At 67.6% G+C, this 20,255-nt stretch carries 18 protein-coding genes and 4 pseudogenes; 13 read left to right on the top strand and 9 right to left on the bottom strand.

Going from position 1 to position 20,255, the window contains the following annotated elements; genetic code table 11:
- The first annotated feature begins 61 nt into the window (after positions 1-61).
- Entirely contained in the window at positions 62-1,471 is a 1,410-nt protein-coding gene (locus ACWC5O_RS06985; RefSeq protein WP_450580434.1) for an MFS transporter, read from the top strand.
- A gap of 19 nt (positions 1,472-1,490) precedes the next feature.
- Here the strand turns inward: ACWC5O_RS06985 and ACWC5O_RS06980 are convergent, their stop codons facing one another.
- Entirely contained in the window at positions 1,491-2,267 is a 777-nt protein-coding gene (locus tag ACWC5O_RS06980; RefSeq protein WP_450580433.1) for a class E sortase, read from the bottom strand.
- A gap of 238 nt (positions 2,268-2,505) precedes the next feature.
- On the opposite strand from ACWC5O_RS06980, the gene ACWC5O_RS06975 reads away from it, so the two are divergent.
- Positions 2,506-3,981 (top strand): beta-1,6-galactanase, encoded by a 1,476-nt coding sequence (locus ACWC5O_RS06975; protein WP_450580432.1) that lies wholly within the window; start codon positions 2,506-2,508, stop codon positions 3,979-3,981.
- Here the strand turns inward: ACWC5O_RS06975 and ACWC5O_RS06970 are convergent.
- Both ACWC5O_RS06970 and ACWC5O_RS06965 read right to left on the bottom strand, forming a co-directional pair.
- A complete protein-coding gene (locus ACWC5O_RS06970; protein WP_450580431.1) occupies positions 3,971-4,726 on the bottom strand; it encodes a TIGR03943 family putative permease subunit in 756 nt (251 codons plus the stop codon). The two genes, ACWC5O_RS06975 and ACWC5O_RS06970, sit on opposite strands and share 11 nt — an antisense overlap.
- Positions 4,723-5,766, bottom strand: coding sequence for a permease (locus tag ACWC5O_RS06965; protein WP_450580430.1), 1,044 nt, complete (start codon positions 5,764-5,766; stop codon positions 4,723-4,725). Before ACWC5O_RS06965 ends, ACWC5O_RS06970 begins: the two co-directional genes overlap by 4 nt.
- A 161-nt stretch (positions 5,767-5,927) precedes the next feature.
- On the opposite strand from ACWC5O_RS06965, the gene ACWC5O_RS06960 reads away from it, so the two are divergent.
- Positions 5,928-6,947 carry an SEC-C domain-containing protein gene (locus ACWC5O_RS06960; protein ID WP_450580429.1) on the top strand — a complete coding sequence of 340 codons (1,020 nt, stop codon included), beginning with the start codon at positions 5,928-5,930 and terminating at the stop codon, positions 6,945-6,947.
- An 86-nt stretch (positions 6,948-7,033) separates the two neighbouring features.
- Here the strand turns inward: ACWC5O_RS06960 and ACWC5O_RS06955 are convergent, their stop codons facing one another.
- Entirely contained in the window at positions 7,034-8,167 is a 1,134-nt protein-coding gene (locus ACWC5O_RS06955; protein ID WP_450580428.1) for an MrcB family domain-containing protein, read from the bottom strand.
- Between the two features lie 127 nt (positions 8,168-8,294).
- On the opposite strand from ACWC5O_RS06955, the gene ACWC5O_RS06950 reads away from it, so the two are divergent.
- On the top strand, positions 8,295-11,459 hold the full coding sequence (locus ACWC5O_RS06950; protein WP_450580427.1) for a DUF3427 domain-containing protein: 3,165 nt from the start codon (positions 8,295-8,297) through the stop codon (positions 11,457-11,459).
- A gap of 4 nt (positions 11,460-11,463) precedes the next feature.
- Here ACWC5O_RS06950 and ACWC5O_RS06945 read toward each other — a convergent pair whose 3' ends face one another.
- Positions 11,464-12,126 (bottom strand): ATP-binding protein, encoded by a 663-nt coding sequence (locus tag ACWC5O_RS06945; protein WP_450580426.1) that lies wholly within the window; start codon positions 12,124-12,126, stop codon positions 11,464-11,466.
- 202 nt (positions 12,127-12,328) lie between these two features.
- On the opposite strand from ACWC5O_RS06945, the gene ACWC5O_RS06940 reads away from it, so the two are divergent.
- The 4 genes and pseudogenes from ACWC5O_RS06940 to ACWC5O_RS06925 all read left to right on the top strand — a co-directional run.
- A complete protein-coding gene (locus ACWC5O_RS06940) occupies positions 12,329-13,174 on the top strand; it encodes a helix-turn-helix domain-containing protein (protein ID WP_450580425.1) in 846 nt (281 codons plus the stop codon).
- Positions 13,174-13,377: a DUF397 domain-containing protein gene (locus ACWC5O_RS06935; RefSeq protein ID WP_450580424.1), complete on the top strand. Its 204-nt coding sequence runs from the start codon at positions 13,174-13,176 to the stop codon at positions 13,375-13,377. Before ACWC5O_RS06940 ends, ACWC5O_RS06935 begins: the two co-directional genes overlap by 1 nt.
- 29 nt (positions 13,378-13,406) lie before the next feature.
- Positions 13,407-14,069: pseudogene (locus ACWC5O_RS06930) on the top strand (HAD family hydrolase).
- Between the two features lie 383 nt (positions 14,070-14,452).
- Positions 14,453-14,635: pseudogene (locus ACWC5O_RS06925) on the top strand (DUF6879 family protein); the annotation flags it as partial.
- A gap of 73 nt (positions 14,636-14,708) precedes the next feature.
- Here ACWC5O_RS06925 and ACWC5O_RS06920 read toward each other — a convergent pair.
- The gene (locus ACWC5O_RS06920) at positions 14,709-14,777 is read right to left on the bottom strand and encodes a hypothetical protein (RefSeq protein ID WP_450580736.1); all 69 of its coding nucleotides are present in this window, start codon (positions 14,775-14,777) and stop codon (positions 14,709-14,711) included.
- A 24-nt stretch (positions 14,778-14,801) separates the two neighbouring features.
- Between ACWC5O_RS06920 and ACWC5O_RS06915 the strand changes: the two are divergent.
- Both ACWC5O_RS06915 and ACWC5O_RS06910 read left to right on the top strand, forming a co-directional pair.
- Positions 14,802-14,900 (top strand): annotated as a pseudogene (locus ACWC5O_RS06915) (DUF6879 family protein); the annotation flags it as partial.
- A gap of 176 nt (positions 14,901-15,076) precedes the next feature.
- Positions 15,077-15,217: pseudogene (locus tag ACWC5O_RS06910) on the top strand (DNA-binding protein); the annotation flags it as partial.
- An 86-nt stretch (positions 15,218-15,303) separates the two neighbouring features.
- On the opposite strand, the gene ACWC5O_RS06905 reads toward ACWC5O_RS06910, so the two are convergent.
- Together ACWC5O_RS06905 and ACWC5O_RS06900 are read right to left on the bottom strand one after the other, a co-directional pair.
- Positions 15,304-16,062, bottom strand: coding sequence for a DUF2182 domain-containing protein (locus tag ACWC5O_RS06905; RefSeq protein WP_450580423.1), 759 nt, complete (start codon positions 16,060-16,062; stop codon positions 15,304-15,306).
- The gene (locus tag ACWC5O_RS06900) at positions 16,059-16,673 is read right to left on the bottom strand and encodes a DUF1326 domain-containing protein (RefSeq protein WP_450580422.1); all 615 of its coding nucleotides are present in this window, start codon (positions 16,671-16,673) and stop codon (positions 16,059-16,061) included. Before ACWC5O_RS06900 ends, ACWC5O_RS06905 begins: the two co-directional genes overlap by 4 nt.
- A 539-nt stretch (positions 16,674-17,212) precedes the next feature.
- Between ACWC5O_RS06900 and ACWC5O_RS06895 the strand changes: the two genes are divergently transcribed.
- Together ACWC5O_RS06895 and ACWC5O_RS06890 are read left to right on the top strand one after the other, a co-directional pair.
- Positions 17,213-18,265: a PP2C family protein-serine/threonine phosphatase gene (locus ACWC5O_RS06895; RefSeq protein WP_450580421.1), complete on the top strand. Its 1,053-nt coding sequence runs from the start codon at positions 17,213-17,215 to the stop codon at positions 18,263-18,265.
- A 76-nt stretch (positions 18,266-18,341) separates the two neighbouring features.
- Positions 18,342-18,884 (top strand): MOSC domain-containing protein, encoded by a 543-nt coding sequence (locus ACWC5O_RS06890; RefSeq protein WP_450580420.1) that lies wholly within the window; start codon positions 18,342-18,344, stop codon positions 18,882-18,884.
- A 75-nt stretch (positions 18,885-18,959) separates the two neighbouring features.
- On the opposite strand, the gene ACWC5O_RS06885 is transcribed toward ACWC5O_RS06890, so the two are convergent.
- Entirely contained in the window at positions 18,960-19,253 is a 294-nt protein-coding gene (locus ACWC5O_RS06885; RefSeq protein ID WP_450580419.1) for a hypothetical protein, read from the bottom strand.
- A gap of 370 nt (positions 19,254-19,623) precedes the next feature.
- On the opposite strand from ACWC5O_RS06885, the gene ACWC5O_RS06880 reads away from it, so the two are divergent.
- The gene (locus ACWC5O_RS06880) at positions 19,624-20,112 is read left to right on the top strand and encodes a carboxymuconolactone decarboxylase family protein (RefSeq protein ID WP_450580418.1); all 489 of its coding nucleotides are present in this window, start codon (positions 19,624-19,626) and stop codon (positions 20,110-20,112) included.
- The last annotated feature ends 143 nt before the right edge of the window (positions 20,113-20,255 follow it).

Here is a 20,255-nt window from a genome sequence, read left to right as displayed (position 1 = left end):
ACCTTAGCCACTTTCCGACCTCTTGGTTCAATGACCGAACCTACGGTGCTACGGTACCCCCATGACTAGGTTCAATGAAAGAACTCTCACCGCGCGCCCCGCGGCCACCCGACAGGACACCCACCCCTCGGCACCCCCGCACCGCCCCCGGGCGACCCTGGCCCTGACCAGCGCAGCGACCGGCGTGGCCCTGATGACGTACACGGCACCGGCGGTCTCCCTGCCGAACACCGCGGCCGCGCTGCACACCCCCCTCTCCGCCCAGGCCTGGCTCCTGAACGGCACCCCGCTGGGCCTCGCGGCCCTGCTCCTGGTGGCCGGCAGCCTGGCCGACGACTACGGCCGCCGCCGCGTCTTCCTCGCCGGCACCCTGGCCCTGGGCCTGACCACCGCGCTGAGCGGGCTGACCACCTCCACCTGGGCCTTCACCCTGACCCGGGTGGCCCAGGGCGCGGCGAGCGCGGCGATCCTGGCCAGCAGCCTGGGGCTGCTCGTGACGGCCTTCCCGAGCCCACGCGGCCGGCTGCACGCGACCGGCGTGTGGGGCGCCTTCGTGAGCGGTGGCATAGCGGTCGGCCCGCTGGTCTCGGGCGCGATACCCGACTGGCGGCTGGCCTACGTCGTCCTCGGCGCGGCCGCGCTGCTCGTGGCGGGCCTCGGACTCGGCCGGCTGTCCGAGTCCCGGGCACCGAGGGGCGGGCGGCCCGACGTGCTGGGCGCCCTGACCTTCGGGCTGGCGCTGGTGGCCCTGGTGGCCGCGCTGACGCTGGGCCGGGACGGCTGGCTGCGGGCGCCGGTGGGCCTGCTGCTGGCGGCGGCCGTGGTGCTGCTCGGCCTGTTCGCGCTGGTGGAGACCCGCGTGGCGAAGACCCCGATGATCGACCTGGGCCTGCTGCGCCACCCCCGTTTCCTGGCCTCCTCCGCCAGCGGCCTGTTCACCGGGCTGACCGTGATCGGCCTGTTCTCGTTCCTCCCGGCCCTGTTGCAGCGGGCACTGGGCCTGTCCGCGATGGACACGGCGTGGCTGTTCCTGCTCTGGTCCGGCGTCTCCTTCACCGTCGCGCTGCAGGCGAAGCGACTGGCGGGACGGGTGGCACCCCGCCGGCAGCTGGCCGCCGGCTTCCTGCTCCACGCGGTCGGCGCGCTGACGATGCTGGGCGCGATCGGTGCGGGCTCCTGGACGCGGCTCCTGCCCGGCCTGGTGCTCGGCGGTGTGGGCAGCGGCCTCCTGAACGCCGCACTGCCCCTCCTCGCGGTGGAGTCGGTACCGGCCGCACGGGCGGCCATGGGCTCCGGCGCCCAGCAGACGTTCCGCTACATCGGCTCCTGCGCGGGCGTGGCCCTGACCATCGCCCTCGTCACGTCGTCGGGCGGCGGGCCGGCGCGGGGCGCGGACGTGGCGATGGTGGTGTCGGCGGGGCTGGCAGCGCTGGGCGCCGTGGCTGTGGGAGTGCTGCGAGAGCGGGGGTGAGTCGGCCCGGTCCGGCCGTCTATCCCCTGGGCCGCATCGACACCAGCTTCCCCCACACCACCATCCGGTAGCGCGAGGTGAACTCGGGGGTGCAGGTGGTCAGGGTGATGTAGTAACCCGGTTCGTCGTACCCGTAGGAGGGCCGGACGAGCGACCGCGGCACGGGTCGTACGACCCCGGAGTCCCGGGAGGACGTCTGCGGAAGGATCTTGTCGACGGCGTACGTGTACGTGGCCGCCTTCGTCTCGACCCGAAGGGTGTCCTCGGGGCGCAGCCTCGGCAGGTACCGGAAGGGCTCACCATGGGTGTTCCGGTGCCCGGCGAGTGCGAAGTTGCCCGCCTGGCCGGGCTGCTGGGTGCCCGGGTAGTGGCCGACGTACCCCTTGTTGAGGACGTCCGGCTTGCTCACGCCTTCGGCGACGGGGACGCGGAGATGCAGCCGGGGGATGGTGAGGACGGCGTACGCCTGGGAGCGGCGGGGCGTGCCGGAGACGAGGACGGGGGTGTACGACCGCTGCCGCGCACGTCCGGGAGCCGGCGCGGCCGCCGACGGCGACGCCGACGCGGACACAGAGGGCGCGCCACCCGAAGCGGAACTGCCGCTCCCCCACTCCTTCTCCAGGGCCTCCACCTTCCGCTCGGCCCCCTGCCGCGCCTCCCGGTTGGTCCACCACAACTGATGTACGACAAGCAGCATGAGCACGGCCCCGACGGTGACGAGCACCTCGCCGCCGCCCCACAGCCCCCGCCGCCACCTGGCCCGCCTCCGCCGGTCACGGTGCTGCACGACACGCATCCGCACACCCACCTCCCAGGAGCCGCCCGCACGATAGGGCGAGTCAGGTGAACTCACCAGAGCCGTAAGCACTTCGGCCGCTGACGTCGGCTTCCTCAACGGGTTTTAGAAAGGGCTGTCACAACCCTCGACAACCTCACGGGCCACACCCGATGCTTCCTGTTGGCATGCGGGGGGACGAGTCGACGCCGGTCCGGGAACCGGTGTTTGAGCCGCACGGAGAGGCAGAGAAGAAGCCATGATCCGACGCAGAACGCTGCTGGCCGCCGCGGGCGGCGGCCTCCTGGGCAGCGCCCTGGCCACGGGCACGGCCCGCGCCGACGCCACGATCGCCGTCAACCCCTCCACGACCTACGGCACTTGGGAGGGCTGGGGCACCTCCCTGGCCTGGTGGGCGAACGTCTTCGGCGCCCGGGACGACTTCGCGGACCTCTTCTTCACCACCAGGACGACGACGTACAACGGCACGGCACTCCCCGGCCTGGGCCTCAACATCGCCCGCTACAACCTCGGCGCGTGCAGCTGGAACAGCGTAGGCGGCGAGTCGATGGCGACGTCCCCCAACATCCCGTCCTTCAAGCAGATCGAGGGCTACTGGCAGGACTGGAACAACGAGGACCCCACGTCCTCGGCCTGGAAGTGGACGGCGGACGCGACGCAGCGAGCGATGCTGCTGAAGGCGACGGCGCGGGGCGCGACGACCGAACTGTTCGCCAACTCCCCCATGTGGTGGATGTGCCTCAACCACAACCCCTCCGGCGCCTCCGACGGCGGCAACAACCTCCAGTCCTGGAACTACCGCCAACACGCCTCGCACCTGGCGGCGGTGGCCCTCTACGCGAAGCAGAACTGGGGAGTGAACTTCGCGACGGTGGAGGCCTTCAACGAGCCGTCGTCGTCCTGGTGGACGGCGACAGGCACCCAGGAGGGCTGCCACATGGACGCGACGGTCCAGTCGGCGGTACTCCCCTACTTGCGCAGCGAGTTGGACAAACGAGGCCTGACAGGCACGAAGATCTCGGCATCGGACGAGACGAGCTACGACCTGGCCCGCACGACGTGGAACTCCTTCTCCTCCACGACGAAGGGCTACGTGAACCGGGTCAACGTCCACGGCTACCAGGGCTCGGGCGGCCGCCGCGACCTCCTCTACACGGACGTGGTGACGACGGCGGGCAAGGCCCTGTGGAACTCGGAGACGGGCGACAGCGACGGCACAGGGATGACCCTGGCCGGCAACCTCCTCTACGACTTCCGCTGGCTGCACCCCACGGCCTGGGTCTACTGGCAGGTGATGGACCCGAGCGCGGGCTGGGCGATGATCGCGTACGACGCGAGCACGCTGCGGCCCGGCGCGATCCAGACCAAGTACTACGTGATGGCCCAGTTCAGCCGTCACATCCGCCCGGGGATGACGATCCTGGACACGGGCGTGAGCTACGCGGTGGCGGCGTTGGACAAGACGGCGAAGCGGCTGGTGATCGTGGCGGCGAACACGTCGTCCTCCGCCCAGACGCTCACGTTCGACCTGTCCCGGTTCACGACGGTGACGGGCGGGACGGGCGGCCTGGTCCCGCGCTGGAACACGCTGACGACGGGCGGCGGGGACCTCTACACCTCCCACTCGGACACACAGCTGTCCGGCAGGACCGTGGCCGTCCCCTTCGCGGCGAAGTCGGTGCAGACGCTGCAGGTGGACGGGGTCACCGTGTAGCCCGGCGGCTCAGGGCCTCGGGAGGGAGTGAGTCCTGGTACGCGTTCCACGGGCGGGGCACCTTCTTGACCGTACGGGCGTCGAGCGCGACCGGCGCGGACCTGGTACCGAGCTTCCCACCCGGGTGCCAGGTCCCGGTGACCGTCACCCAGGTGTTGGCGGGCAGCGCGGGACCACCGTAGATCCGCACCTTCACGGACTGGGCGTCCGCCGCACAGCAGTTGAGGATGACCCGCGTCAGGTCCCAGCTCCCGCCCGGCCCACCGGGTGTGACGAACCCGGTCATCAGGATGCTGCGCCCCTTGATGGCCTGGTCCTCGCGGTCCTGCCGTACCCGACTGGTGAAGTCGGAGAGAGTCATGGGGACGGGCGAGGTGGCGGGGAGCGGATCGAAGTCGCTCTGCTCGGCGACAGCCCTGGGCGGCTGGCGGGAGGCGGTGTAGGCGCCGAGGGCGGGAGGCGCGTAGAAGAGCAGGCTGAGCGCCGGGAGGAGGAGCAGCCAGGCGACGCGGGGCATGGCGGAGTGGTCGTGACCGTGACCGCCGTGCCCCTCTTCGTCCTCCTCCCGCTGTTTGTCGAGTACGGCGCTCGCCAGGCCCAGCAGGAGCAGCACCGCCCCGGAGGCGATCAGCAGGGGCCGCATCCCCTCCTTGACGTACCTCAGGTACAGGTCGGTGAAGAGGCAGACGTGCAGCAGGCCGAGCCCGCACAGCACGAGCAGGACGGGCTGGAGGAATCGCTTCACAGCAGCACCCCACCGATCAGCGAGCCGCACGCGACGGCGACGACGACGGTGGCGGCGGAGAACCGTACGGCGAACGTTCGCCCGAAGGTGCCCGCCTGCAGGGCGATGAGCTTCAGGTCGACCATGGGCCCCACCACCATGAACACCAGCCGCGCGACCGGCGGGAACCCGGTCAGCGAGGCGGCCAGAAACGCGTCGGCCTCGGAACACACGGCGAGCAGCACGGCGAGCGCGGCCAGAAAGAGCACGGACAGCCAGGGCGCCCCGGCGAAGGTGTCGAGGACGGACCGGGGAACGGCGACGTTGAAAGTGGCGGCCGCCACGGCCCCGAGGACGAGAAACCCGCCGGCGTGCAGGAAGTCGTGCTGGAACCCGAGCCGGAACTCGTTCCACCGGCTGTGCCCCTCCCGGTGCCCGGTGTGCCGTACGCCGGGCCGCAGCCATTCCTCCCGCCCGAACCGCAGCCAGAGCCAGCCCATGACGACAGCTGCGGAGAGCGAGGCGAGCAAACGGGCGAGCACCATGGCGGGGTTTCCGGGGAACGCGATGGCGGTGGCGGTGAGCACGACCGGATTGATGGCCGGGGCGGACAGCAGGAAGGCGAAGGCGGCGGCCGGGGCGACCCCCCGCCCGATCAAACTGCTGGCAACCGGCACGGAAGCGCACTCGCACCCGGGCAGGACGGCCCCGGCGACGCCGGCGACCGGTACGGCGAGCGCGGGCCGCCGCGGCAGCACCCGGCTGAACACCCGCTCCGGCACGAACGCGTTGATCGCGCCGGACAGGGCCGTGCCGAGCAGCAGGAAGGGCAGGGCCTGCACCGTGACGGCCAGACACACGGTCCGCCAGGCCTGCACAGCCGGGGCGTCCCCCCACCGCCCGATCAGCACCACGGCCGTACCGGGCACGACAGCGGCGCCGAGGAGGAGGAGCGGCCACGACCGGGGCCGCTCCGCCCGCGCATCACCGTCCCCCGCCCCGTCCGTTACCGCAACGGCCGCCGCCTGCTCCTCGGCGACCAGGGCGCCTGTCTTCTCCATGCCGACTCCGCTTGTCGATGTCCGCGTCGAAGATAGCGGTCCGTATCGGCCCTCCCGCCATCTCCCGTGCGCCGGGAGCCACTTCCCACCTCCCCTTTCTCACGACTTTCCCTCCCCTTTGCGCCTCACGTTTGTCACCGCCCGGCAGTACGGTGTCACCCATGCGCCCCGACACGCCTGCCGAGAATGTCGACCACACCGCCGAGGCGGCACGCCTGGAGCGGACCTCCGGCCTGTACCCCGAGGACGCCGAGGCCCTGCTCCTGCGCGCCGCGGCCCACCTGGAACTGGCCGGCGACCGCCCCGCCGCGACGACGCTCTACGACCGTCTGCTGTCCGATCCAGCCTCGCTGGAGAACCCCCACCTGGTACGGGCCCTGAAGGCGTCGAACCTCTGGGAGTACGACCACGAGGCAGAGGCAAGGGCGATCATCGACGGAATCCGGGCATCGGCGCCCCGCGACCCGGCCCCCTGGGTGATCGTGGCCGAGTCCCTGGAGTCGCACGACGAACTGGAGGCGGCGGAGGAGACCTTCACGGAGGCGGCGAGACTGCTGCTGACGGACGGCTCGGAGCCCCCCTACTCGACCCATCCTCTACTCTTCGGCCGCCACCGCGTACGCAGGATGCTGGGCCTGGCCCACGACGACTGGGACACCCTGGCGGACACGCTCCACTCCTCCCCGGTCTCCCTGGTCTCCTTGGACGAACTCCACGACCCGAAGCGCGTGTGGTCCCTGGGCTCGGACAACCCCGCGGAACTGGAGGCCGAGATCTCCCGCCTGCGGGCGGAGCTGGGCGCCTACCGGCAGGCCCTGTCCCGGCCCTTCCCGGTGGCTGTGCTGCACTGGCCGGCCGATGAGCTGGGGGAACTGCTCTCGGCGTACCCGGACCTGGCCGCCGAGTACCCGTCCCACGCCGACCACCTCACGACCATAGAGTCCTCGCTCCGCGAACTGTCCTCCTCGGGGACCCCGAACCTGGGCATCGTGACGGGGACTGTGCCGTCGTACGAGGCGTTCGCGGCGTCGGAGGGGGCGTCGCCGGCGGACGTGGCGTTGCTGCCGCAGTATGCGACGACGTTGGCGGCGAGGGGGAGGGCTGTGGGGTGGCCTCCGCAGAGGGGGGCGGGGTGCTGGTGTGGGTCGGGTCAGGGCTACGGGGTATGCCACGGGGCGTAATGCCGCGCCCTGCCCCGGCCACGATGCGCAGCGGCGGCGTGAGGCAACGGCGGGCCGAGCGGGGTGCGTAGGGACTTCGCTCAGGCCTACACGGCTAGATTCCAGGCAGCAGCCATGGATGAGCCCGCCCAGTCTCCATCTGCAGTGCGCCAGATCGAGGCAATGCCGTGGTCCTCAAGGTATTCGACATACTGCCCAATTTCTTCAGTGAAGAGCGCGATGAGGTGGGGCTTCGGTTCGCCGCGCTTCTCGTGCCAGTAGTAGCTGTACTCCAGCAGCTGGGCAACTGCTTCACGGACAGCCTTGGTGGCGTTCCCCTTCTTCACCGCCTTGCCTTCGACCAGCCAGGTGCGCGGCTCGTCGGCAACACGTCGACGCAGGACCAGGTCTCTGGGGTACGTGCCACGCGTGATCGGCGTGTATCCGCGCGTGACGACGTGGAGTGCAAAGTCGTTGATGAGCTCTTCGTGTAGACGCTCCCTGCGGTGCTGGCCGCCCTCGATACGGACGAAATAGTCGCTGCTGTTGTTGGGGTGGAAGCCGTCCAGGGGATCATCAGCAGGAGCATGCCCTTCGTTCGCGTACACGAAGGGCTCATCATCCGGCGTGGTCGTCTGGAGCCAGATGCGCTGGCTGGCAGCAGCATCACGAAGCAGTAGGGACGCAGTGCGAAGGTCCTCGGCGAGGACCTCCTCCGCAGGCAGGTTGGCAATTTCGTAGCGTCGGGCGGCCACGCTCCCTGCCTCGTATGCGCGAGGCCGGTCCTGCCGCGCGCCGAAGGACGGTGCATACGTCCACCGGACCGCCAACTCCGGTTGGATTCCGGCCCGTAGATGCTTCGCTCGGCGCTTCAGCTCACGCCGCAGCTCAGCCGGCTTGTACTCATCGGACAGCTTCGTCACGCCCTGCTGCAAGGTGAGGGTCACTGCGGTGAGGTCCGCGTCGAAGATGTAGGCGAGGTACAGCCCCTCCTGGGGCTCCTTGTTGATCTCCGGGTCGAACACCCCGATCCACGGAGTGCTGGCCGCGGTCGTCTGCCCGCCATGGCCTGAGGCGACGAATCCGGGCGGCAACGGGAGGTCGGGCCTTTCCTTCACCTCTCTTAGGAGGTCCTGAGCCGTAACGCCCTTGGACGTACCACCCTTGGCGTCGTAGGTCTCCGCAATGCGTATGAACAGGTCACGTAGAGGCACATCCAGAAGGTAACTTGCATCGATCATTTACTCCCATGAATAGATCGGCGCACGCATAGACGATGACCAGATTTGATCACTCTTAGGCTCTGTCAGTGCCCCCTGGTAGAACATCTGCATCGTCCATCGACATGCTCAGCGGGGGTACAAGCCGATGTCTCAGAGCCGCCACGACGCAGCTACCCCCTCCGACGGACTGTACGAACAGCTCATCACGTTGCGCTTCGAGCAGCAGTTGAAGGAACTTGACAGCCTCGGCTGGCACCCCGTGAGCGACACGGTCGAGCCGGAATCAGTGCCGCACGTACTGGCTCGACATGTCGCAGGCACCGTTCGGCGCGTACTGCAAAATCTCCCGGCCACAGAACGGGTCTACGCGGCCAACCACATCCTCGAGTCCATAAGCACGCTGGAAGGTGCACAGGAGTGGGTAGACCTCGTCGCCGATGGTCCCCGCCAACTCCTCGCGCTCACAAAGCAAGAGGCCCCAGGCGTCTTCGCCGTACGGCCCGGCATCCCGCTGTCCGAAACTGCGCTCATCACCAATGCGCCCGAAGACCCGAGCCTCGGCTTCGAGCTGCGCGCCGAACTCGCCACAGCTGACCGCGTCGACCTGCTCTGCGCCTTCGTGAAGTGGCACGGCTTGCGGATCATCGAGCAGTCGCTGAGGGCAGCCCATGAGCGAGGTGTGCCGATACGGGTGATCACGACGACCTACATCGGGGCAACCGAACGGCGCGCGTTGGACCGTTTGGTGGAGGAGTTCAACGCCCAGGTCAAGGTCAACTACGAGACCCGGTCGACGCGACTGCACGCCAAGGCGTGGCTGTTCCGCCGCAAGAGCGGCTACGACACCGCCTATGTCGGTAGTTCCAACCTGTCCAAGGCTGCGCTGCTGGACGGCTTGGAGTGGAACGTACGGCTGTCTTCCATAGCGACACCGGACATACTGCGCAAGTTCGAGGCCACCTTCGAGGCCTACTGGAGTGATCCTTCCTTCGAGACATACGACCCCGAAGCCGACGGCGGCCGCCTGCAGGAAGCGTTGGCGATCGCAGGCGGTACGTCGTCGACTACCGCCGCTGAACGCGGGATCACCCTGTCCGGTGTGGAAGTGCGGCCGTATCCGCACCAGCGCGACATGCTGGAGCGGCTGGAGGTCGAGCGGGAGGTGCACGACAAGCACCGGAATCTGCTCGTCGCCGCTACCGGCACCGGCAAGACAGTCATGGCTGCGCTCGACTACAAGCAGCTACGCAAGAAGCACTGCCGTGACCTGCGCCTCCTGTTCGTCGCTCACCGCAAGGAAATCCTGCAGCAGTCACTTCGGACCTACCAAGACGTCTTGGTGGACCCGAACTTCGGCGAGTCACTCCACAGTGGTGAGATCCCGGAGCGCTGGACCCATGTGTTCGCCAGCGTGCAGTCCCTCAATGCACGGGCCCTCGATCAGCTCGATCCTGACCACTTCGATGTGATCGTGATCGACGAGTTCCACCACGGGACATCACCGACGTATCGGAAGATCCTCGATCACTTCAAACCGCTGGAGCTGTTGGGGCTCACTGCGACACCTGAGCGCATGGACGGCAAGAACATCCAGGACGAGTTCTTCGGCGGCCGGATCGCTGCCGAGATGCGACTGTGGGAGGCACTGGAGAATGATCTCCTTAGCCCCTTCCACTACTTCGGCATCAGCGACAACACCGATCTCAGCACGGTGGAGTGGAAGCGAGGGGCATATGACCCAAGCGAGCTGAGCAACAAGCTGTCGGGGGACACGAGGCGCGCAGAGCTGGTCGTGAAGGCTGTCCAGGAGAAGGTCGCTGAGCCGGGTGCCATGCGAGCGCTGGGCTTCTGCGTTTCGGTGAAGCACGCACAATTCATGGCGGAGTGCTTCCGTAGGGCCGGCCTCAGCGCCATCGCCCTGTCCGGCGAGACCCCTGCGGACCAGCGCAAGCAGGCGCTGACAGACCTGAGGTCAGGTGCCCTTCAGGTGATCTTCTCGGTCGACCTCTTCAATGAGGGGCTCGACATCCCTGACGTAGACACGCTGCTCCTGCTCCGCCCGACCTCCAGCGCCACGGTGTTCCTGCAACAGCTCGGCCGGGGGCTGCGTCGCTCGGAGGACAAGGCCGTACTCACCGTGCTCGATTTCATCGGGCAGCACCGCAAGGAATTCCGCTTCGAGAACCAGTTCCGGGCTCTCACCAACCTGACCCGCAAGCGCCTGCTGGACAACCTTGAGCACGACTTCCCTCAGCTTCCGTCCGGCTGCCAGATCATCCTTGAGGAGAAGGCGAAGAAAACCATCATCGCCAACATCAAGGAGCAGATCGGCGTCAACGTCACAGTGCTGGCCCGCGAGGTCGCTGATTACGCCGAGCCAACGATCAGCCGCTACCTAAACGAGAGCGGCCGCGAGCTCAAGGAGATCTACCGCGGCAACGGCAACTCCTGGACTGGGCTCCTCCGCCGCTCCGGTCTCCTCAAGGGTGACCCGCCCGAAGGTGAAACGGCGCTCCTCAAGCGCGTCTCCTCCTTCCTCCACGTGGACGACCCTTTGCGCGTGGCCGCATACACCAGGATGTTGGAAGACGACGCTCCTGCCTACAGCGATCTCGACGAGCAGGGGCAGGCGTACGCCCGCATGCTCTTCTTCCAGCTCTGGCCGCTTGGCGGCGTAACACGAAAGGGTTTTGCACACTATGGCGCGGGGTTCGCGACGCTACGCAAGCAGCACGCGGTGCGGAGTGAGCTGCGCCAGGTGCTTGCGCACAACCTCGCCCAGACCGAACACGTTCCGATCCCGCTCCTCGGAATTGGCAACCATGCCGGCATCCCGCTGACCGTGCACGCGTCCTACACCCGTGAGGAAATCCTGCCCGCCCTCGGCCAATCCGCCATAGGTGGCTTCATGCCAGGAGACTTCCGCGAGGGGGTTAAGTGGTGCGAATCGATCAAGACTGATGCCCTGCTGATCACCCTGGACAAGGACGAGAAGGATTTCTCGCCACAGACCCGCTACCACGACTATGCGCTGAGCGAGACCCTCTTCCACTGGGAGTCCCAGAACCAGACTTCGGAAACCTCCCCCACCGGCCTGCGCTACCAGCAGCATGCTGCCGAGGGCAGCCATGTACTGCTCTTCGTCCGCCGTTACAAGAGCACGGACATCGGCGGTGCACAGCCTTGGATGCTGCTGGGTCCGGCTGAGTACGTGGAGCACACCGGGAGCAAGCCGATGGCGATCACGTGGAAGCTGAGGCACGAGATCCCGGCGGACGTCTGGACGTACTCGGCGATCGCAGCCGGGTGACGTGTCACGGCGATTCGCTCACAACATCGAACTCAGCCTCGAAGTGCATCTGGGCGCGGTCCAAAGCCTCATCCGCATCGCAGCCATGCGCTCGGAGCCAGCGGAGGAGATCGGCAATCACATCAATGGCCGCTTCCTCCGCCACCGCCACGCTCAGGATGCTCGGGACCGTCGCCTGCGGAAGTCGCGTGGCCCCGTAGAGCCCGAGCAGAGCCTCGACTCGGGTCACGCGCGCACCACCGCAATGCCCGGTCGAGGAGGACAACCCGGTGGCCAACTCGCACCAGGTCACCTTGCGATCCGCCCGAAGTTGGACACCCCAGCGATCGGCCAACCTATCGACGAGCGCCATGCCCCGACCGCCCTCGGAGTCGAGGTCGGCCTCGAGGAGAGTGGGGAGGGCGCGCGTGTCGGGGTCGTGGATCTCAATGTGCAGGAAGGTGTCGTTCATCGAGACCGCGAGAGTGGTCGGAGTGCCGTGCCCAACATGTTTGATCACGTTGGAAACCAGCTCACTCACGCAGAGCTGCGCCCCTTCGGCGAGATGATGCAGCCCCCAAGTCCCCAGATGGATCCGTAGAAGACGACGCAGCGCAGACACTTCTTCGGGTTCCGCGAGAAACGGCAGGGCCCATGGCTTCCTTGGGATGCTCGTCAGGCAGTGCATGCTCAACTCCTCCATCGATCAGCCAAGTTACGTTCGCCCGCTCACTACACACCGAGAGTCGCAGCGAAACTCTCAAAATGGAACTCTCATACCGAGCGAAGAGGAGCACTCAGCCACGCCGCGCGCCCCCGGCGCACGCAAGCTTGCCGTTGACTCCCGGCAACGAGGACGATCTGGTCGATCGATACGAAGGGTTGAAACCATGCCGCTTGGACCCACCACACGAAGGCGCCAGCTCGGCGCTGATCTGCGCCGCCTCCGTGAGTCCAAGGGCTTGACTTTGGAAGAGGCCGGCGCGCGCGTCGGCATCTCAAAGGCGACGCTCAGCCGCTACGAAACGAAGGAAGGCACGGTCAAGTGGCCAGCTGTCGACGCGCTTTGCCGCGAGTACGGTGCCACAGATGAGGAACGCCTCGCCTTGGTAGAGCTCGCCAAGGACGCCAAGATCCAAGGCTGGTGGAGATCACTCGCCGATCCCATCCCCGAGTCCATGAATCTCATGCTCACGCTTGAGGACGAGGTCGTACGCGAAGACCACTACGCGTGCATGTACATCCCCGGACTTCTACAGACACGCGCCTACGCCGAGGCTGTGCACCGAGCCTCAGAGGTGCAGTGCCCCGAGCGGGAAGTCCAGCACATGGTCGATATCCGCATGAAGCGCCAGGAGTTGCTCGAGCGAGCTGACCCGCCTCGTCTCTGGTGCGTCATCGATGAGGCGGCACTACGACGCCATGTGGGCGGCCGCGATGTCATGCGTGAGCAGCTGCATCACCTGCTCACAATGTCGCAACGTCCCCTTGTGACTGTCCAGGTGCTGCCGTTCTCATCGGGGGTGCATGCTGCGGCAGTTGGCAGCTTCGCTGTCCTGCGCGGTCCGCAGCCGAACCTGGACGTCGTGTATGTGGATCTGATCGGAGGCGGGCTCTTCATGGAGAAGCAACAAGAACTGGAGCGCTATAGGTTGGCGTTCGAGTACCTCAGCGCGCAGGCACTCGACCTCGAGTCTTCGGCCGAGATCGTCGACCGTATAAGCAAGGAGCTCTGATGACAGCACCCTCAACGCCGCAATGGTACAAGTCGTCCTACAGCGGCGGCAGCGGGACTGAGTGCGTGGAGTGCGCGCTGATTGGGGACTGCACCCTCGTGCGTGACTCAAAGCATAACCATGAGTCTGTGATAGCTGTCCGAGCTCAGGCCTGGCACGCCTTTACACATGCGCTAGGGCGAGGGGAACTGGAAGCGCGCTGACGAAGGGATACCCCGCTAGCCTTCCTCTCATGATTCGTGTGGTCGTGTTCGACGTCGGTGAGTGCCTCGTAGACGAGACCTGGGAGTACGGCACCTGGGCCGACTGGCTTGACGTGCCGCGGCACACCTTTCACGCGATGTTCGGGGGCAGTGATTGCCCAAGCCGTGACTACCTAGATACCTTCCAGGAGTTCCGCCCCGGGTTCGATCTACTCAAGGAGCGAGAGAAGCGGGCGGCTGCCGGGCAGCCAGAGATGTTTGGGGAAGAGGATCTCTGCGACGATGTGCGCCCGGCCCTGAGCCGACTCCGGGCCGACGGGCTGTGACTTGGGATCGCGGGCAACCAGACGGTACAGGCAGGGCTGATCCTGCAGGCGCTCTTCTCCAAGGACGTCGATCTGATCGGCACGTCGGACGACTGGGGATCCAGCAAACCCGATCCCGAGTTCTTTAAGCGGCTCGCCGAGGTCGTGCCCTTGGATGCCGACGAGATCCTTTATGTCGGGGATCGGTGCGACAACGATATCCTCCCTGCTGGCAAGGCCGGGATGCGCACTGCGCTTGTGCGCCGTGGACCTTGGGCCACCATCCAGTGGAACACCCCTGAAGCCCTGCACTTGCCGACCTTCCGAGTCAACAGTCTGCTTGAACTGGGTTGCCTGATCCATCGGTTCAACAACTCTCGACGTTGATGCCGTCCCGCTGCCACTTCGAAGAACTTCGTGGCGGCAGCACGATGACGCCAACCTACTCGGCCAATAGGTTGTGCGCGCCCCTCCCTGCAGGCGAAGGACTGCGTCACTTCTGGCAAGTTCTGGCAAGCTCCTATCCTCTAAAGCGACTTGGGCGGCAGCCTCTGGCATACGGACCGTCACCTACGACGGAGGGGGACCTATGGCCCTGCGTAAGCTCGGCAAGGACCCCGAGAGCCCGAGCGGTGGCTCGCCCACTGTGTATCTGGACGAGAAGAAGGACACCTATCTCGTGCAGTTCTTCTTGGAGGCATAGCGTGACCACGTTCTCGACATTTGAGGAACTGTTCCGCGACTGCCGCGAATCGGCAGTCCATCTGGAGATGCGGGACGCCTGCATGAAGTCGGACCCGGCGTACATCGACTGGGACGCCGGCGCGGTGATTGACCCCGGTGAGAGGTGGGCTGACTGGCTCGCCCTGGTCACCGAGGCGAGGAGCCGAGGAGTGAGGGTCCGCCGCGCCCGCATCGTGTCCGAGCCGGTGAGCAAGTACATCCGGTTCGAGCACGAGGTGACCAACGGCCTGAACATAGCCGCAGGCGAAGAAGTGCGCTGGCTGCCGCATCTTCCTCTGCCGATCAGACGAGTCGGTAGTCGGCGTGAGGAACACCCAGTTCCCAGACCGCCTCAAAGGCACTCGCGCACAGCTTGATTTCCTGGGGACCGGTGCTGAGAGAGCCACCGGCATCGCCCTGCCCGGCAACGACTTCTGGCTGTTCGACGCGTCCCTGCTACTCGTGAACCACTTCGATGGCGAGGGTGCCGACGCCATGTCGTCCCCCCTCCTCCAGCGTTCAGGAAGCCCATCTCGGTGTGCCAAACGACGTGGCGGCTGGTACAGCCAAGCGCTGGGAGCGTCAGCAGGTCCTGTACGACAGGGAGCATCACCACGACGTGATCCTTGGCGAGCAAGCCCTGTACGCGAACTGTCGGAGGGCCGGAAGTCATGCGGGGGCAGATGGAACGCCTGCTGCGTGACATCGACCTGCCCTCGCTCAGCCTCGGAATCCTCTCGGCCGCCGTCGAGGTGGGCGTAATCCCCGTGCCCGGCTTCAACATGTACGACGGCGAGCGGGTCCACTACGAACTCGTGTCGTCCGGCGTGGACATCACCGGCCAGGACGAACTCGCCTGCCACGAGAAGGCATTGCTCGGCGAACACGGCCTCCGTCCTCACATCCCGGCCGTACCGCTACCGGTGAGGCCGGGAGCCAGCGCCGGGACCCAGAAGACGGCGACGGCCAAGGCGATCGAGGCGATCCCCACTGCACGGGCCACAAGGCGGCCGGCCGGAGCCAGCTTCTCGGTGGTGATCACGGCGGCCAGGACCGCCATGGCCCACAGGTTCATCACACCGAACGCCGCCAGCAGCACCATCAGCGACCAACAGCAGCCCAGGCAGAAGGCCCCGTGGTGGGCTCCGGCGCGCAGATCGCGCGAGGGCCCCGGGTACGAGGTGTAGCGCAGCATCAGCCCGATCGGTGAGCGGCACCTGGCCAGGCAGCGGTCTTTGAGGGGCGTGAGCTGGTAGACGCCGTTGAGCGCGAACACGGCCGCAGCCACTGCGGTCCCCGCCACGGCGGGGAGGCTGGCAGCCCGGCCCAGGCCGGCGGCCAGCCCGTACGCCGGCAGCCCGGCCGCGGCCCAGACAAGCAGGTAGGCGACCGTGAACACGACCATGCGCGGTGCCTTGTGCACGGTGATGGTGCGTGCGTACAACGCGGCGACGGGCGCCGTGGCGGGCAGCATCATCGCAGCCATCATCAGCGTCCACACGGTCAGGAAGGCAGGCAGGTCCAGGCCCATGGTGCCCGGCATCGCCTGCATGCCGCCCCAGCGCGTCACCACCCAGATCCAGGCGGCAGCCCCCGCGACCAGCAGCAGTCCGGCGGGGCCCGCCCTGCGCCGGACGGTGACCAACCGACCGGTCACGCGGACCACGTGAAGGGCGCCGAGTGTCCGTTGCCGCCGGAGAAGTCCCAGGACCTGCCGTACACGCCGTCGCCCGTCGCCCGGGTGGACCGGGCAATGGTCAGTGTGCTGTTCACCGGGTGGAACATGCCGGTCAGGCCCATGACCGGACCGTCCTCACCGAACTCCGGAGCAACCTGATCCTCGATCTCGATGTCGATGGCGTCGCCCACCCGCGCGGCGTGGCGGCGGCCGTCGTCGCGGTAGTCGATGGGAACGCGCTGCACGCCGAGGACCTCGCCGATGAGCGGAGTGAGCGCCGCCATCGGCCCGCCGGCCTGGCCGGAGAAGACCTTGCCCAGCGCATCCGCCTGGCCGTCGTCGGCCGCAGCGTCGAGGTACAGCGCCACCTGCCAGCCGCCGTCGGCCATCACCCGGGGCGCGTCGATGAAGACGGCGACGCTGCGGTCAGAGACGTCCACGCCGTCCACGTTCCCGCTGTCCACGTGGAACGCGAAGGTCACCTGGCAGCGCTCGTGATCGGCCGGTGCGGTGAGGCCCGAGGTAGTGCAGGGGCACACCACGTCGCAGTTGCAGCTCTCCAGATACGTGCCGTTCAGATTCCAGGGCATGACTCCTGGCCTCCCTCTCTTACGTCCCTCTCGGTGAAGGCCAAGGAAATGCATCGGGAGTCCGTTCCGCCCCGGTGCTGCTCTTCTCCAGGCTATTCCCGACGATCCCCGTCGCGCAGATCCGCTGCCAGCGCAGCTCACTGTCCTGTACCGGGCGGTGGGGGCACCCGCGGCACCGGATTTCGTCATCGACGACGTCGTCTTCATGGCTTCACACGGGCGACGGATCGCCTCCGGCGCTCCGGGCTGGTCCAGGTGGATGTGCAGTGGGAGACGAGTCGGCGTAGGCCGCGGGTTGTCCTTGTCGCCGTGCTGCGACACGGCGGACCTGTTGACGTCTGCCCGTCACCACCGCTCACCGGCTGTTCGTAGGCTACGGGCGAACGGCGAAAAAGATAAAATTACTCAAATCGGTGGCCTGGCTTCCGGACCTGGGCTGCCGCTCGGCCTGTATGACCTTGGGGAGCGGCACGGTGGCGAGGTCTCCTGAGGAACGCGCAGCCCCGCACAGGGCTGGTGCGCGGAGCAGGTTGCTGCCCGTGCTGCCGGCTCTGCTGCTGCTCATCGGCCTGCTCGTCGGCCTCTTCACACCCCGCGATGTCAGGCCGGACGCCTTCCTCGCCACGGCCATGGTTTCTGCCGCCGCGCTGCTGCCCCTGTGGGGGACCGTGTTCATCGGAGTGGGCGCGTGCGCCGTCTTTGTCGGCCTGATGGTGGACTTCGATGCGCTGCGGGATGTGACCGCCTACTCCGAGCTGGCCACTCTCGTGGCGATTGCGGCATTCGCCGTCTTCTTCAACCGTCTGCTGGACCGACGCGCCCATCAGCTGCTTCAGGTCCGCTCAGTGGCCGAGACCGCCCAGCTGGCGGTGCTGCATCCGGTACCGCGGCACCTCGGGCACATCACGCTGGAGAGCCTGTACCTGGCCGCCGCGGCGGAAGCCCGGATCGGCGGCGACCTGTACGAGGCGATGCGCACCCCGCACGGCGTGCGGCTGCTCATCGGCGATGTACGCGGCAAGGGCCTGCTCGCGATTCAGGCGGCCGCGACGCTGCTCAGCGCCTTCCGCGAGGCCGCCCACGACGCGCCCGACCTGCCCCACCTCGCGCACCGGCTGGAGACGAGCATGAGGCGCCACTCCTCCCAGTACCCGGAGGTCCCGGGCTCGGAGATCGCTGAACGTTTCATCACCGCACTCCTCGCCGAGATCCCGGACGACGAACCGGTCGTCCGGACCGTCACCTGCGGCCACCCGCCCCCGCTGCTGCTGCACCGCGGCGAGGTCCGGGAGCTGCAGCCCGCCGCCCCCTCGCCGCCGCTCAACCTGGGCAACCTGGTGAGCGACGGGTACCACGTCGATCTCGCTCCCTTCCACCCCGGAGACAAGCTCCTGCTGTACACCGACGGGGTCACCGAGACCCGCGACCGCTCCGGCGCCTTCTACCCCCTCGCCGAACGCGTCCGCTCATGGAGCGGCGAGGCGCCCCACCAGCTCCTCGACCATCTCCACCGCGACCTGATCGCCTACAGCGGCGGCAAGCTCGACGACGACATCGCCGCCCTCGTCGCCCGGAGGCGCCCGAGCCTCTGAGTCGCAACACTGTGCGGGTTAGGCTCTCGGCTGTTCTCGAAGCCGAGAGCGGACGAGCAGAAGCGGGGGTTGCGACATGGGTGGGACTGTCACTGCGGTGAGCAGTAACGGGGAGTACTCCTTCACCAAGCCGAATCGGGAGAGCATCACGCTGCTCGCCGGGCTCGGGGTCGAGGGGGACGTGCATGCCGGCGTCACCGTCAAGCATCGGTCCCGGGTTGCCCAGGATCCGACTCAGCCCAACCTGCGCCAGGTGCACCTCATTCATGAGGAGCTCTTCGAGGGGGTCGCGGGGAGCGGGTTCCAGGTGGCGGCCGGGGAGCTCGGGGAGAACATCACCACCCGGGGGATCGATCTGCTGGGGCTGCCCACCGGGGCGCTGCTGCGGATCGGGGACGACGCCGTCGTCGAGGTGACCGGGCTGCGCAATCCCTGCGCTCAGATCGACAACTTTCAGAAGGGGCTCTTGAAGGAGGTCGTGGGGCGCGGTGAGGACGGGCGCGTCGTGCTCAAGGCCGGGGTCATGGGTGTGGTGAAGGTGGGGGGCGTCGTGCGGCCCGGGGATCCCATCGCCGTGGAGCTGCCCGACCGCCCGCATCGGGCGCTCGAGCGGGTCTGAGAGGCGCCCTGTCGGCCGAGCACCCGCCCGCCCCCACCCCCGAACACGCTGTATGGGCTATATGCGACCAGCCTGTCACCCTGCATCGACGTCGGGCCGGATCTCCACGGTGAAAGCCGCGTCCTCGGGGCCGACGCCTTCCTCGTCCTCCCAGACGATCACGCGCACATGTCTCTCCCCGGCGCCGCGCACCTCCCACTCGGTCACCAGGTCGGTGACGACGAGCGCAGCGACGTACCTCGCTTCATGGGCCGGATCGTCGGTGGTCACGGTCCCCCGCCGCCGCCCGGGGTGACCGCCGTAAAGGCGCCAGCCCTCCGAACCGTGCGGCTCGTCGACCCGGTACACCCAGCGCTTCTCGGTGCCCATGGCACCGATCCTTCCACGACTCGAAAGCCGTGCCCGTCATACGCCTCGACCATGAAGGGCCGGCACACCCGTCGGGACGAACGGGGCCGCGGTGAGGGTGCGCACCACTGTCGTACACGTGCGCGAATCTCTCGCCGCAGGTCTGCCGGCTCCGTCGCCACCCCTGGTCTGCCGACGTCAACGGCTCCTCGTGCGACGGAAGTTGACGCAAGGAGGGGCTGCCACCAGGCCCGGAGCAGGCCCGGAGCAGGCCCGGAGCGCCTCCAGAGCACGCCGGAAAAAATCCCTCCCGGTTCCTGTCACATCCCCGTGCGTCCATCCGTCAGTGCTGTGAAGACGCCAACCAAGGCCCACGCCAAGGAGAGCAGCCATGACGAACACCTCGATCTCCCGTATGCCCAACCCGGCCGAGTTCGTGCCCGAGCTGAACGACGTCAGCGCCGCTCTCTTCCGGGCCACGGGCAACCGCTCGGTGCCGCGCACCACGATGAGCCTCGTCCACCTGCGCGCCGGGCAGATCGTCGGCAACACCTACCTGACGATCCTGAACACCGGCTTCCTGCGCAAGGCCGGGGAGTCCGAGGAGCGCATCACGGCCGTCTCCTCCTGGCAGGACGCCCCGTACTTCACCGACGCCGAGCGCGCCGCCCTCGCCTTGGTGGAGGCCACCCTCCAGCCCGCCCCGCACGGCAGGGAGCGAGTCTCCGACGAGCTGTACGCCGAGGTGGCGAAGCACTACGACGAGAAGGCGCTGGCCACCCTCACCATCGCGATCGGTCAGATCAACTTCTTCATCGCCCTGGCCGTCATCGGCAAGCCGCAGCCGGTCAGCTCCCTCGCGGACGCACAGTGGGACTGACTTCGGTACGCCCCGACGGCCAGCCCCCTGAGCGGGCGGGTGTCTGGCTGGGGCGAGGTGCGCAGCAGCAGGCGGAAACCTGACAAGCCCCGACTCAGGTTCAGCTCGTCCGCCGACCCCGGCGTTAGCCTCAGGGCACAGAC

Source organism: Streptomyces sp. NPDC001450 (genome assembly GCF_053597295.1).
This window is presented reverse-complemented; position numbering and strand designations above follow the sequence as displayed.